12 protein-coding genes are annotated in these 13894 nt (G+C 37.7%); 2 read left to right on the top strand and 10 right to left on the bottom strand.

Translation table 11 applies throughout. From position 1 onward, the window contains the following. Positions 1-2: 2 nt before the first annotated feature. Positions 3-221 carry a Sec-independent protein translocase subunit TatA gene (tatA, locus tag P256_RS06005; protein WP_023272799.1) on the bottom strand — a complete coding sequence of 73 codons (219 nt, stop codon included), beginning with the start codon at positions 219-221 and terminating at the stop codon, positions 3-5. 169 nt (positions 222-390) lie between these two features. On the opposite strand from tatA, the gene P256_RS06000 reads away from it, so the two are divergent. Next, a complete protein-coding gene (locus tag P256_RS06000; RefSeq protein WP_023272798.1) occupies positions 391-1263 on the top strand; it encodes an AEC family transporter in 873 nt (290 codons plus the stop codon). Here the strand turns inward: P256_RS06000 and rdgB are convergent. From rdgB to P256_RS05960, 8 genes are all read right to left on the bottom strand, one after another. Further along, positions 1251-1889, bottom strand: a complete 639-nt coding sequence (gene rdgB / locus P256_RS05995; protein ID WP_023272797.1) for an RdgB/HAM1 family non-canonical purine NTP pyrophosphatase — start codon at positions 1887-1889, stop codon at positions 1251-1253. The two genes, P256_RS06000 and rdgB, sit on opposite strands and share 13 nt — an antisense overlap. Positions 1890-2023: 134 nt before the next feature. After that, the gene (locus tag P256_RS05990) at positions 2024-2623 is read right to left on the bottom strand and encodes a tetratricopeptide repeat protein (protein WP_023272796.1); all 600 of its coding nucleotides are present in this window, start codon (positions 2621-2623) and stop codon (positions 2024-2026) included. Further along, on the bottom strand, positions 2620-3213 hold the full coding sequence (gene metW / locus P256_RS05985; RefSeq protein ID WP_023272795.1) for a methionine biosynthesis protein MetW: 594 nt from the start codon (positions 3211-3213) through the stop codon (positions 2620-2622). Before metW ends, P256_RS05990 begins: the two co-directional genes overlap by 4 nt. Further along, on the bottom strand, positions 3213-4379 hold the full coding sequence (metX, locus tag P256_RS05980; protein ID WP_023272794.1) for a homoserine O-succinyltransferase MetX: 1167 nt from the start codon (positions 4377-4379) through the stop codon (positions 3213-3215). The genes metW and metX overlap by 1 nt, the downstream gene beginning before the upstream one ends. A gap of 83 nt (positions 4380-4462) precedes the next feature. Continuing rightward, the gene (leuA, locus tag P256_RS05975; protein ID WP_023272793.1) at positions 4463-6157 is read right to left on the bottom strand and encodes a 2-isopropylmalate synthase; all 1695 of its coding nucleotides are present in this window, start codon (positions 6155-6157) and stop codon (positions 4463-4465) included. Positions 6158-6331: 174 nt separating this feature from the next. Then, positions 6332-7432: an alpha-hydroxy acid oxidase gene (locus P256_RS05970; protein ID WP_023272792.1), complete on the bottom strand. Its 1101-nt coding sequence runs from the start codon at positions 7430-7432 to the stop codon at positions 6332-6334. A gap of 27 nt (positions 7433-7459) precedes the next feature. Beyond that, a complete protein-coding gene (locus P256_RS05965) occupies positions 7460-8143 on the bottom strand; it encodes a Fe2+-dependent dioxygenase (protein ID WP_023272791.1) in 684 nt (227 codons plus the stop codon). A 74-nt stretch (positions 8144-8217) separates the two neighbouring features. Continuing rightward, positions 8218-10458 carry a TonB-dependent receptor gene (locus tag P256_RS05960; protein ID WP_023272790.1) on the bottom strand — a complete coding sequence of 747 codons (2241 nt, stop codon included), beginning with the start codon at positions 10456-10458 and terminating at the stop codon, positions 8218-8220. Between the two features lie 497 nt (positions 10459-10955). Here P256_RS05960 and P256_RS05955 point away from each other — a divergent pair, with 497 nt between their 5' ends. Further along, entirely contained in the window at positions 10956-11285 is a 330-nt protein-coding gene (locus P256_RS05955; protein ID WP_023272789.1) for a hypothetical protein, read from the top strand. Between the two features lie 59 nt (positions 11286-11344). On the opposite strand, the gene P256_RS05950 is transcribed toward P256_RS05955, so the two are convergent. Then, positions 11345-13630 carry a TonB-dependent receptor gene (locus tag P256_RS05950; protein WP_023272788.1) on the bottom strand — a complete coding sequence of 762 codons (2286 nt, stop codon included), beginning with the start codon at positions 13628-13630 and terminating at the stop codon, positions 11345-11347. Positions 13631-13894: the final 264 nt, after the last annotated feature.

Raw genomic sequence — 13894 nt, 5'->3', positions numbered from 1 at the left:
AGTTACTCAGTTTTTGCAGAAGAAGCAGTTTTTACAGGATCTGCATTTACAGTACGTGGTTCTTTAAGTGAGTGATTGGTTTCATCTTCACTCATCGATTTTTTAAAGTCTTTCACAGCACCGCCAACATCTTTACCTAAGTTTTTAAGCTTTGATGTGCCGAAAAGTAGAACCACGACTATTAAAAAAATAATTACATGCCAAATTGATAAGCCAGCCATTTCGTTCTCCTAAAATTTGTGACTATCTCAGCAGTTTAGCGTGACACTTAGATGACAATTTTGTTTCATTTTAAGGAAAAGTATAATGTTTTTTGTTTGAAGATTGTCTTGTTTGAAATTGTTAAATATGTGATAAAGAAAAGTTATTATAAAAAAGGTGATGTATAAAATGTCTATATTACTGCCACTTGTTGCTTTCTTATTTGGTTGGGTAAGCTCGCCGTATACATTTGTAGATACGCTAAAAAAATGGCTTGCAAGCAGTCTGGCAAGATTTTTTATACCATTTGTGATTATTTATAATATGGTTTACTACCAAGCAGGTAGCTTCTCGCTGATGCTTTTTAGTTGTGCTGCTGCAACCATTTCTTATATTTTTTTAGTGTTTATATTTAAAGATCGTCTTGTGGCATTATGTGGCAGCTATGTCAATATTGGCTGGCTTGGTTTTCCTTTTTCACTACTTATTTTTGGCCCATCTGTGAGTGCTCCAATGATTGCCTTATACATTGGAGGTTCAATTTTTGGTAATGTTTGGGCTGTGAATGCAGTAAGCACAGAGATACGCTCTCTCAAGCAAACAGCGCAAAAACTTTTGCAGTCTCCGCCAGTAATTGCGTTGATCGTAGCGCTACTATGTAGATTACTTGGTGTTCAAAACTGGCATTTAGGTCGCTGGGTTACTGAGTTATATGCTTTTGCGAAGTTTGGAATGGTTTTTGCGGGAATGGCAATTTTAGGCATTTGGCTCAGTCAAACAAAAGTAAGTTTTTCCGACCTAAAGTTTAGCCTCAAAGTGATGTTTTATAAGCTCATCATGGGAGTAGTGGTTTGTTCACTATGCTACTTTGCACTGCCTGTTATATATTTTAAGGAACATATTGCTGTTTTATTCTTCTTATTTTGCTTACCTCCTGCTGCAAATATTGTTGCGATCGAAACCCATTATCAGGGAACAGGGCATTCCGCACGTTATATTGCAGCAGGTACAATCACGAGTATGATTATCATGATTGCTTTTGCATTGGTTTATTTAGTGTGAGTAGCAATTAAACTCTCGCGAAACTTTTGCATTGCTTGGCCACGATGGCTAATTTTGTTTTTATCTGATTTGGTCAGTTCTGCACTGGTTTTATTAAGTTCAGGTAACCAAAAGAGTGGGTCATAGCCAAAACCATTTTCGCCACGAATTTCAGGGAGTATTTCACCTTGCCAAGTACCTTGGAAAATTTGTGGTAGAGGATCATCGGCATGTTCAACAAATGCCAAAACACAGACAAACATACCTTGAATAGGTTGGTGTGTATCGCGGTAGGTATGCAGTTCAGAGATGAGTTTTTGATTATTGGCAGTATCATTGCCATGATCACCTGCATAACGTGCAGAGTAGATGCCCGGTGCGCCGCCTAGCAATGGCACACATAGCCCAGAGTCATCGGCAATTGCAGGTTTCCCTGCAATTTTAGAGGCATGACGTGCTTTTAAAATGGCATTCTCTATAAAGCTGAGTCCATCTTCAATGGCATCTGGAATATTTAGTTGACCTTGTGGTGTAACCTTAATAGGCAAATTTAAATCTTGAAAGAGTGTTTCAAACTCTGCAATTTTTCCCTTGTTGTTACTTGCAAGTATTAGCTCACCTGCATCTAGCCATGTCGATTGTGTCATATGAAAGCATTATTTGAATAAAAATTATTTTGATTATGCACAAAATGAGTGAGCGTTGACAACTTATCTAGTAATGTTTGAGGCATAAAAAAACAGCACGTAAGTGCTGTTTTATGAGTGAGCTGAGAAATAGATTATTGTGCTTGAATCCATTTATCAGCACGGTCAACTGCTTGACGAATTTGATCTGGTGTCAAGTTTGCTGCAAGTGCAGTTTTTTTGTTTTCAGACATGTTAATCACTTTGTTATCTAACATGCCATCACGTGTTGAAAGTTCATACCATTGGTATGCACCCATATAATCTTTTTTCTGCTCTTCCATCAGTGCTAAGTTAAAGCTAGCACGGTTATCGCCATGGCTTGCTGCTTTTTCTAAGTAAGTGCGAGCCAAAATCATATTTTTGTTTGTACCAATACCATCTGCTAGCATACGGCCAACATTTAATTGTGCAGAAGGAATACCCTGATCGGCAGCTTTCTTATACCAAGAAAATGCTTGACCTAAGTCTTTTTGTACACCTTTACCAAATTGGTAATGTGTTGCTACATAAAACTGAGCAGCAGCTTGTCCTGCATTTGCTTCAGTTAATAAGTCGTTAATATTCATTGTTGAATAACGTGCAGCTTGTGAAGCAGCACTAGGTTGCTGCTGTTGCGGTGTAGTAAGCAAATAGTCTGCATGTGACAGCACAGACAGTCCAAACAGCAGGGTACTTACAAAAAATTTCTTCATAGAGCGCTCACTCGATAAATAGCGACTTCAGCAAATAAATTTGGAACTTTTTTGCTGAGTAAGCTGTCTTTTTGGGTTACATTGACAGCAAGTCGATTAATAATCCGAATATTATTTTCGGCACAAAGTGCTTCAAAGTCACGGAAAGTACACAAATGGATATTGGGCGTGTTGTACCACATATAAGGTAGTGCATTAGATACAGGCATTCTTCCTTTAAGTGCAAGGTAAGAGCGAGTCTTCCAATGCGCAAAGTTGGGGAAGGTAATAATTGCTTGTTTCCCTACACGGACCATATCCCGTAATAAAACATCAGGTGCATCAACTGCTTGCAAAGCTTGTGCCATAACGACATAGTCAAAGCTCTGGTCATCAAAGCGATGTAAGCCAATGTTGAGGTCTTGTTGTATGATATTTAACCCTCGACTGACGGCAATTGCAATCTTTTCTTGATCTATTTCGAGTCCATATGCACTAATATTATGTTTTTTGCTCATATGTGCAAGGAGCTCGCCATCGCCACAACCTAAGTCGAGTACTTTTGAACCAGGACTAATCCACTTTTCTGCTAGTTGTTGGTCTAAACGCATTATTTAGGCTCCTGAAATGTACTTGCGGAACGAAGGTGAGCTTCTCCTCCTAGAAATGCACGTAGCGTATTTACATAGAGTGGAATCGGAAATAAAAAGGAGTCATGTCCTTGCTCGGCATCAATGTCTACATAACTGACAGGTTTGTGATTGGTAATGAGTGCATTCACAATTTCTTCGGATCGTTTAGGGCTAAAGCGCCAGTCTGTTGTAAAGGAAATGACAAGAAAGCGACATTTTGTATTGGCTAAAGCTTTGGTAAGTGATGACTCATATTCACGTGCAGGGTCAAAGTAATCAAGTGCTTTGGTCATAATAAGGTATGTATTCGCATCAAAGTTACGGCTAAAGCGCTCACCTTGATAACGTAAGTAGCTCTCGACTTGGAATTCTACGTCAAAGCCATACATAAACTTGCCAGATTTTAAGTCACGTCCGAATTTCTGTTTCATGGCTTCTTCGGAAAGGTAGGTAATATGACCAACCATACGTGCAAGAATAAGACCTCGTCTTGGATAGCTGTCTTTAGACAAGTATTGACCATGATGAAAGTCTGGATCTGACAAAATGGATTGTCTTGCAACTTCATTAAATGCAATATTTTGTGCAGAAAGTTTTGGTGCACTGGCAATAATTGCACAGCGTTCAAGGCGGTCAGGGTAGTCGATTGACCACTGAAGTGCTTGCATGCCACCGAGCGAGCCACCAACAATGGCATACCATTTATCTATACCGAGTTGGTCTGACAGTAAAATATGTGTGCGTACCCAGTCTCGTACGGTCACAAGTGGGAAGTCGGGGCCATACGGTAAGTTATCATTTTCAGGGTTTGGTGAAATAGGTCCTGTAGAACCATGACATCCACCAATATTATTCACTGCAACAACAAAGAATTTATTGGTATCTATTGCTTTATTGGGCCCAATACATGCATCCCACCAACCGGGTTTTTTGTCATCTTCATGATGATAACCCGCAGCATGATGATGCCCAGAGAGTGCATGACAAATTAAAATGGCATTCGATTTTGTTTCATTAAGTTCACCATATGTCTCAACCATCAGTTCAAAACGTGGTAAAACACGGCCACACTCGAGTTCGAGAGGTTGTTCAAAAGAATATTTTTGTGGAGTTACGATACCCACTGAATCAGATGCAAAAGACACGTGTATGAATCGCCTTATTTTTTTAAATCATGAGTAATAAAAAGGATACCAACTTGGGTATCCTTTTAAAATAACTATTTTTGCTAAACAGCTTCAGAAATAATATCTGATGTGCTGAGAACACCTTGGTCAATTAAGCGGTTAGTACATGCAATAATGGCTTCAATTGGTGAGGTAATCGTATTGCTATGAATACCTGCTGCAAATGCGCTGCGTCCACTGCCTTTCACTTGAATTTCAAGTAAGGCCAAAGCTTTTGCATCTGCACCAGAGCTAATACTGCGCTCTTCATAATTTAAGACATCAATTGGAAGTTTGAGTGCATTGATAATTGCTGAAATTGGGCCATTACCACGACCTTGTAAGTGCTGCGTTTCACCATTTACTTCAATTTCTAGATCAATCACTTGGTCATTGTTTTCTGTAGAAAGACGATATGTTTTTGCACTGTAGTGTTTGTCTTTGATATCGACATAAGTCGCTTTGAAAAGCTTCCAAATTTCGTCTGCTGTAATTTCTTTTGCAGTATTGTCTGTATGCGCCTGCACAATTTGACTAAATTCAATTTGTACACGACGAGGCAATGTCACATTAAAGTTCGACTCTAATAAGTAAGCAATTCCGCCTTTACCTGATTGGCTGTTTACACGAATGACAGCATCATAGTCACGACCTAAATCTTTAGGGTCGATTGGTAAGTAAGGCATATCCCAAACTTCTTGATTTTTTTGGAATTCAAAACCTTTTTTAATTGCATCTTGGTGCGAGCCTGAAAATGCTGTAAATACAAGGTCGCCTGCATATGGGTGGCGTGGGTGAACAGGAAGTCCTGTGCATTCCTCAACAGTTGCAATGATTTCGTTAATGTTTGAGAAATCTAACTTTGGAGAAACCCCTTGTGTATACATATTTAAGGCAATTGCGGCAATGTCGACATTACCTGTACGTTCACCATTACCAAATACACAGCCTTCGACACGGTCTGCACCTGCTAAGATGGAAAGCTCAGATGCTGCAATACCGCAGCCACGGTCGTTGTGGCAATGCACAGAAATGATTACACCATCACGACGTGCTAAGTTACGGTGCATCCATTCAATTTGGTCTGCATAGACATTTGGACCTGAAACTTCAACGGTTGCAGGAAGGTTTAAAATCACTTTTTGTTCTGGACGTGCATCCCAAATTTCTGTCACTGCATCACAAACATCTTTTGCAACTTCTAATTCTGTAGCAGAGAAGCATTCAGGGCTATACTGGAAAACCCATTCTGTTTCAGGTTGTTTTGCTGCATATTCTTTAACTTTTTCAGCAGCATTGGTTGCAAGTTTTTTTGCACCAGCAATATCTACATTGAGTACTTTTTCACGAAATGTTGGCGAATTCGAGTTATAAATATGCACAATTGCACGCTTTGCACCTTGGAGTGCTTCAAAAGTACGTGCAATTAAATGGTCGCGTGCTTGTACAAGAACCTCGATGTATACATCTTCAGGAATGTGGTTTTCTTCGATGAGTTTTCTTGTAAAGTCAAAATCTATTTGAGATGCAGATGGAAAACCAATTTCAATGTGTTTAAAACCAATTTTGACAAGCATTTGGAACATTTTAAATTTTTGTTCGATGTCCATTGGTTCAAAAATTGCTTGGTTCCCATCACGCAGATCCGTGCTCATCCAAATAGGGGCCTGTGTAATTTCTTTATTTGGCCACTGACGATCTGGCAAGTCAACACGTTGATACATGCGACGGTATTTTGTGCTTGGGTCAGCCAACATTTGAAGTACTCCTGTTCGTAGCCCTGCATGATGGGTAGAGTTATTGCAAAGCTACATTATTAAATTTGTGGCATTAGGCTGTCTGTATCATCTATATAGATAGACAATCTAATTTTATTAGGGAGTAAGTTTTAGGGGGGTGTATGCCTAAATTAAGTGATATTTAAAAAGCTGTCAATAATTTTCTGAGGCAATGTAATCTAAACAAATATCCTCTAAGGTAGCTGTTCCTGCTAAAGCCATTGTAATTTCGAACTCCTCTTTGAGTGTCCGAATCACATGTGCTACACCCAAAGCCCCCGCTGTTGCGAGACCATAGATGTATGGTCGTCCAATTAACACGGCATTTGCACCATAAGCAATTGCTTTAAAGACATCGGTTCCGCGTCGAATACCACCATCGAGTAAAAGAGGATAGTTGTGTGGTACAACTTGACGAATTTTTTGTAGTGATGAAAGTGTCGTGGGGGTAGTGTCTAAAACACGTCCACCATGATTGGAAACAATGATCCCTTGAACACCTTGTTCTATGGAAATTTTGGCATCGGCAGGATGTTGAATCCCTTTTAAAACGACAGGCAATTTTGTTTGCTGAATTAGCCACGCAATATCTGCCCATTTCGGTGCAAGTTGCATCAGACCATCAAAAAGTGGATGTTGGTGTGGTTGCAAATTTTCTGCGACCAAATGTGTTTTCGTGTGAGGGTGATGCATATTTGCAGGAAGGTCAAACTGTGCATGTCTTTCAGTGTCTCTAATACCTTTGTGTGGCGCATCTACTGTAATGACAATGGCTTTGTAGTCATGTTCTTCTGCGAGTCGAATGAGTTGTAATGATTTTTCTCTGTTACCTTGCCAGTAAAGTTGAAACCATTTGAAAGGGTTTTCTTTTTTAAGTGCTCGTAGTGGTGTATTGGTAAATGTACTTAAAATAATATTACTTTGCATCACTTCGGCAGCTAATGCCGTTGCTTGTTCTGCATCGGGATGGAATAGTGCTTGATGACCAATCGGTGCAAGAAAAATAGGGTGGGGGTAGTGTTGTCCAAAGATTTTACAGCGTGTATTGCCGTGTGTGAGGTCGTTCAAAACACGGGGTAAAATACTGATATCAGCAAACTGTTGTAGGTTTCTTTTTAAATTAACTTCATTCATTGCACCACTTTGTAAGTATGCCCAATAGGATGCAGGCAGGTGATTTTGTGCCTGCTTTTCATAATCTAAGAGCGTGAGCAAATGAGGCGGGATTTTGGTCAGTGGTGGCTGAATTGTCATAATTTATAAGTACTCTATTTATTGATCTTACATATCGCTCCATTGTCGCAATAAATTATGGTACAAACCTGTCAGTTTCACAACATCATCATGGTTGTTGCCTAATTGTTGTGTAAGTGATTGGATAGATTGATCAAGTTCAAACATCATTCGTCTTTGCGCATCAGATTGAATAAAGCTTTGGATCCAAAAAAATGAAGAGATACGTGCACCACGAGTTACGGGTGTGACTTGGTGTAAGCTTGTTGATGGATATAAAATTGCATCTCCTGCAGGAAGTTTGACGCTATGTGTACCATAGGTATCTTCAATAATAAGTTCTCCACCTTCATATTCGTCTGGGTTTGTAAGAAACACAGTGCATGAAACATCTGTACGCATGTATGTATTGGTTAGGCTATGATGGCGAATGGCATTATCAATGTGATTACCAAAGTGACCACTATTTTGGTAGCAGTTAAACATTGGCGGAAGAATTGTTTTAGGTAGCGAGGCGCTAAATGCTGTTGGATTGCTTTTGAGCGCTTGTGAAATTGTTTGTCCGAGAAATAGACTTTCTTCGCAATCTGGTGGTAGCTGTAAATTGTTTTTTAATTCTGCAGATTGGTGTCCTGCTGTAGTTTTTCCATCAACCCATGGTGCTACTTCTAAGATTTTTCTGCATTCATTGATTTTATCTAGAGTCAGTAATTGTGGCACATGTATAAGCATAAGAATCTCTAAAAAATATAAAGCGTTTGCTGCTCTTTAGAGTAGCAAACGCTTTTTGATACTTCCAATAACTATTAGAAATTATAGTTAATATTAAACACAGCTTGTCGCCCTTCGCCTGGCATAGCCCAACCATTGTTACGAATATGAGTATAGTAAACTTTATTGGCAAGATTGCGTCCAATGAGTTGGAAATTTAAACTCTTATTCATTGCGTATGTAATTGATGCGTTATGTAATAAGTAATCTTCAGATTTTACCTGTGCAGTTTGGTTGTTTGCTGAAGTATGTGTACTTAGGTACATTTTACCTTGATATGTTGCGCCGTATCCAACTTGCCATTGACTATTTAATTTGTAAGTTGTCCATACACTTCCCGAGTATTCTGGAACTTGTGTGACATAGTCTCCTTTAGAGAAGTCCTGAACTCCATTAGCGGCAGTTTGATTAAACTTGCCTTTCATCCAAGCCATACTCGCTGTAATATCCCAGTTTGGTGTAATATTTCCAACAAGACCAGCCTCAACACCATTTACATAGTTTTTACCATCTAGCACGTAGTTAAAGCCATCTGCGCCTTGGATTCGTACTTTATTACGCTCATTTCTAAACCCTGCAATTGTAAGAAGTAGGTTAGGGTTTACTTCCCATTTTGCGCCTATTTCATAAGTAACAGCACTTTCTGGTTTAACATTACATGTATTATTTGCTGCACTACTTGTACATGTTTCGCTCGCTATACCAATGGTTGGTTTTTGAGAGTTAGCATAGCTAATATATAAGCTTGTTGAATGGGTTGGTTTAAAAGTGATTGCACCATTATAGCTAAATAGATTGGCATTCTGTGAACCAGTAACCGCACCATTGATATCACGATATACACCGTCTGTACGGTCGTAACGTGCGCCTAAATCAAGTAACCAATGCGAACCAAATTTAGTGTTATTAAAAATATAACCGTAATAAGTGTCTAAGCTACCTGATCCACTGCGACTATCTGCTTGAATATAGTTTGTAGTGTTATTCCAAACATGATTTGGGTTGTAAATATCCATATTTGGACGTGTACTTGTTGAACCATTAGCATTATTTAAGTAGCTACCACTTTTGAGTGTATAGTCTTCTTGGCTAAAACCACCGCCAATAATAAGAGTATTTCTAATATGCTCTGAACCAAAATTAATTTTGAAATTACTGTCATTTGCGAGTTGCTTTGTTTCGGTATCTCTTTTGAACCCACGTGGTCCACTTACAATGTACTGTCCAGAAGCTGTACATTTAACATAACCAGTTGTGTTGGCATTGGTGTAAGCCGTTGGTGCCATACCATTTGCAAGACAAAACGTTCCTTGTGGTGCTGAAATAGTAGAGATTTGGTGTATGTCGCTTAGGCGAGTGACAGAGTTAAATTTAATATTGTCAGTGATTTCACTTTTTACTTTTAATAAACCAGTATTATTGGTAATACGGATATTATCTAGGTCTGTATAGCCATAGTTATTTTTATTAGAGATACCTGGTACTGCATGTCCATTATAGTATGGCACACCATACTGTGGGTCGTTGTTATCTTCTTGATGTACATATGAAAGGGTTGCTTTTGTATTTTCGCCAATACCAAAAGAAATAGAAGGTGCGATACCCCAACGTTTCAATTCTTCATCACGTCCAGGGTATGTGTTTTTATGTCCCATGACATTTAGGCGAAATGCAACGTCATCATTGATAACTTTATTGAAGTCACCTGTAATACGTGTGTAGTCATCTGTACCTAGACCTACAGAAAGGTTATTAAAATCATGATCTTTTGGAGATTTAGTGACAAGATTGATGCCACCACTGACTTGTCCTGCGCCATTTTCAACGGAGTTAGCACCTTTTGTGACTTCTACCGCTTCATAGTTGAATAAGTCACTGCGAGTTGTTAAAGCCGTATCTCGAAGACCATCCGCAGTAATATTACTGGTTGCATCATAACCACGTAGTGTAATTTTATCGCCGTAACCACCGCCACCTTCACCTGCTCCAAAAGAAATTCCAGGGGTTGTGGAGAGGGCATCTTGTAAAGAAAGTAAGTTTTGTTCTTTTAGGGTTTTTTCAGTAATAACCTGAGTTGTTCTAGGTGTATTTAATATAGATTGTGCACGTTTATCTGATGAGCTGTTCTTTTTATAGTAGCTATTGTCTGTGTGTGAAGAACTTTCAATAGTGGGTAGGTCTGTAATATTTCCAGCAGCAAATGCAAGATTAGGTAGTGTAATTGCAAGTGCTACAGTTTGAGCTGTATAACTACGTTTTTTAATAGTTTTCTTCATTTCTTGAAACTCTCATGTATGAATAAAGTATTCATAAAGACAAATTGTTAATCTATGTATTGATAATGTTATTATAAATGATAATTACTTTTATTTGCAAAATATAATTTTATATAGATCTTTTATTTATATTATTGATATTTATGATGTAATTGTATTGTAGAAACAGTTTGTAATTTAATTTTTGATTGAAACTAACAATGTTGAGTAAATTAACCTAAGGAATTCTTAATAAAACTATTAGTTAAAAACTATATTTATCTATTTGTGGCTTTGATCTATTTTTAGAGTTGTATACAAGAATGATAATTTTTGGATCTGAGAAATTGATATTGTTGCTATGGAAATAAAACTCTAAATTTCTACATCGGAAACTTTCTTTTTATAAAAAATAAGTAAATTAATTTTGGGTAGGTGTGAGATTGCAACAATTAAATTTTATGCTAATGTAGATGTGTAGTATATAAAATGTTCAAATTATAATGAGGGTTGTGTAAATGAGTATTGAAAAAAATCATGTTCATGGCGAAAGTTGTGGGCATACAGCAATTAAGCATGAAGACCATGTAGACTATTTGGTTAATGGTCATTTACAAAGTGACTCGAAAGAGGAACATAAAATTTCTGTAGACGGAAAAAATCCTGCAGAATGCACGCAAGGACATGAATGTTCAGGGCATGAAAAAGGTCATGTACATGGACCAGATTGTGGTCATGAGGCTGTACCTCATGGGGATCATATAGACTATTTAGTAGATGGTCATTTGCATCATCAACACGATGGTCATTGTGACAATCATGGGCCAATTGAGGTTGTTAAGAAATAATATTGCTATTATAAAAAAGCCCATCATTTTTAATGATGGGCTTTTTTATGTAGTTTTGATTAGTATTTAAAGTTCAAGGCAAGTACTGCATTACGCCCATCACCTTGCATTGCATAGTGATAGTGGCCAGTAGAGTAGTAGCGTTTGTCTGTAATATTGTTTACGTTAAGTTGTAAGTTAATATTGTCATTCACATTATATTTCAGCATCGTGTTGTAGATGGTATAAGTTGGAATATATTTTGGTAGTGAACTATTTGCAACATAAGATACAACAGAGCGCTCATTGTATTGTGAGCCAATGCCAACAGTCAGTTTTGGTAGCACTTTATACGTTGTCCATAAAGTAGCACTGTTTTTTGAAACATAAGGAAGTGCTTTGCCTAACCCTGCAAGAGATTTAAGGTCAGGAGAAGTTCTAGTAAGCTTGCTGTCTAAGTAACTGTATCCTGCTGAAATATCCCATTTATCAGTTAGATTACCATTAAGTCCGAGTTCAAAGCCATTTACATGACTTGTCCCTACATTTGAAAGTGTTGTGATACCTGTTGTTGTATTTGTAACACCGATACGTGTATTTTGTTTCTCAGTTCTAAATACTGCAGCAGTTAAGTTTGCCTTGTTATCTAGAACATTCCACTTTGTACCTACCTCATAAGTACGGGCTTCTTCAGGTTTCAAATCATTTGCTGAAATAATTGCACTTGTTGCTGTTTGGTCGAATTGATCTGAACCAACTGGAATAGCAGAGGTTGCAAAACTTGCATAAATACTGCCATTTTCAGTTGGTTTAAATACTAAACCTGCTTGATAAGAGAAGAAGCTTTTATTATTAGATGCACCTTGTCCAGCTGTATATTGTGTGCCTCGTAGAGTTATTGGGTAGTTATACTTAATACTTGTATTAAATTGATCCCAACGTAATCCTAAGTTTAATAGCCATTGCGGGGTAAATTCTATGCTATCTAAAGCATATAAACCTACATTACGGTTGCGTGTTGTTGCAAAGTCTTTAACGGCCGTTGCTTTGTCACTATAAGTATCGTAAGGGTTTGGGTTGTTTAAAGTTGTACAATATCCTAGGTTTGGATTTTTACAGCTTTCAGAGCTACCATTATTTGTTTGATCTTGAATATCTAAACTTTTGTTGGGATTAAATCCATTAAATGAATAAATACCAGTATCTGTTTCTTGATATGTCCAGTCCGCACCTGTGCTAAAGCTATGTTTTATGCCACCAGTATTAAACTTTCCTGATAGTGCCATTTGATCGCTATATGCATTGGTCGAAGAAATCTGGCTAACAGCGCGGCGGAAAACACTTCCATACTTGCTAATATTACCCTGAGAATCATCTGGATTCGTCATAATGTAATTGCTAGATGCGTAGTTGTAGTTAAAGGTATTGGATAGGTTCAGATCGTCATTAAAGTCATGATCTAACTTAAATGTTCCAACCTGATTTTGACGACGGTCGAAGTCCCTTCCTTTCCAACCGTAGTAAGTTCCTCTTGCTACATTGTAAGGTGCACCACCTGTTGTTGGGAATGGAATACCTGCATCGGGTTTGTCATCGCTTTGTATGTAGTAATAGCTTAAACGTGCTCTTGTTGGCGTACCTAGACCAAAGACAATGCTTGGTGCAATACCTATACGATTATACTCAGCGCCATTTTGTTCACCAGGTTTATCATTTTGGTGACCCATAACAACAACACGACCTGCAATACCATTACCAAAGTCTTTGTTTGCATCTAAGCTAATATGTCGGTAATCGGCTGTACCACCTGCAATTGTACCTTCATATTTATCGCCTGCATGTGCTTCTTTTGTGATGAGGTTAATGCTACCGCCTGCACCACCACCACCAGAAATTGCAGAACTAGAACCTTTAGTGACTTCAACTTTTTCAACATCGAACATATCACGGTTTTGAGATACTGAGTTTCGAATACCATCTATATAAATTGATGATTGTGCGCTATAGCCACGAATATATGGCATATCTGTAAATGGTGTTCCGCCTTCACCCGCAGCAAGTGTAACGCCTGGTGTGTTTTGTAATGCTTCCGTAAGGGTGTTGGAGTTAGTATCTGCTAATAATTTTTGTGAGATTACATTTACGCTTTTAGGAGTATCTAAAAGTGGGGCAACATATTTTGAATTTGAAGACTTATCTGTTTTAAAGCTTTGTGTATCGTCATAGTCGACAGCAGCAGAAGAGTGCAAATCTATTGTAGGTAGTTGATTTGTATTATCTTGAGCAATTGCATGGCCTGCAATAATAGAGAGGGAAGAGGCAATTGTTGAGGTAACAATTTTTTTGCGAGTCTTTATAAATGACATGTTTTACTCGTAAATGAATGTAAGTATTTTCTAAATAATAATGATTATTGTTAAGTTAGCTATACGTTAAGTAACTTAAATGAATGAAAATTGTATGAAAAGTAGTATTTTTTATAAAAAAAATATAAATATTAGTAATATAGAGTTCATTTTATTTAACAATAACTTTTATTGAAATAAGAATTATTATTCATCAATAATTTAAATGTTATTAATTCTTATTTAAGTTAAATATGCAGTATGAAATTTGATCTACATATTTGT

It is taken from the genome of Acinetobacter nectaris CIP 110549 (genome assembly GCF_000488215.1).
Taxonomy (GTDB): Bacteria; Pseudomonadota; Gammaproteobacteria; order Pseudomonadales; family Moraxellaceae; genus Acinetobacter; species Acinetobacter nectaris.
The sequence above is the reverse complement of the archived record's forward strand: the minus strand, read 5'-3'. Positions and strand labels throughout refer to the sequence as shown.

Bases quoted from the DNA above. Each gene is read 5' to 3' on its own strand.
- metW (WP_023272795.1), bottom strand. From the start codon at position 3,213: ATGCGTTTAGACCAACAACTAGCAGAAAAGTGGATTAGTCCTGGTTCA.
- P256_RS06000 (WP_023272798.1), top strand. From the start codon at position 391: ATGTCTATATTACTGCCACTTGTTGCTTTCTTATTTGGTTGGGTAAGC.
- P256_RS05955 (WP_023272789.1), top strand. From the start codon at position 10,956: ATGAGTATTGAAAAAAATCATGTTCATGGCGAAAGTTGTGGGCATACA.
- rdgB (WP_023272797.1), bottom strand. From the start codon at position 1,889: ATGACACAATCGACATGGCTAGATGCAGGTGAGCTAATACTTGCAAGT.
- P256_RS05970 (WP_023272792.1), bottom strand. From the start codon at position 7,432: ATGACAATTCAGCCACCACTGACCAAAATCCCGCCTCATTTGCTCACG.
- leuA (WP_023272793.1), bottom strand. From the start codon at position 6,157: ATGTTGGCTGACCCAAGCACAAAATACCGTCGCATGTATCAACGTGTT.
- P256_RS05965 (WP_023272791.1), bottom strand. From the start codon at position 8,143: ATGCTTATACATGTGCCACAATTACTGACTCTAGATAAAATCAATGAA.
- tatA (WP_023272799.1), bottom strand. From the start codon at position 221: ATGGCTGGCTTATCAATTTGGCATGTAATTATTTTTTTAATAGTCGTG.
- P256_RS05960 (WP_023272790.1), bottom strand. From the start codon at position 10,458: ATGAAGAAAACTATTAAAAAACGTAGTTATACAGCTCAAACTGTAGCA.
- P256_RS05950 (WP_023272788.1), bottom strand. From the start codon at position 13,630: ATGTCATTTATAAAGACTCGCAAAAAAATTGTTACCTCAACAATTGCC.
- P256_RS05990 (WP_023272796.1), bottom strand. From the start codon at position 2,623: ATGAAGAAATTTTTTGTAAGTACCCTGCTGTTTGGACTGTCTGTGCTG.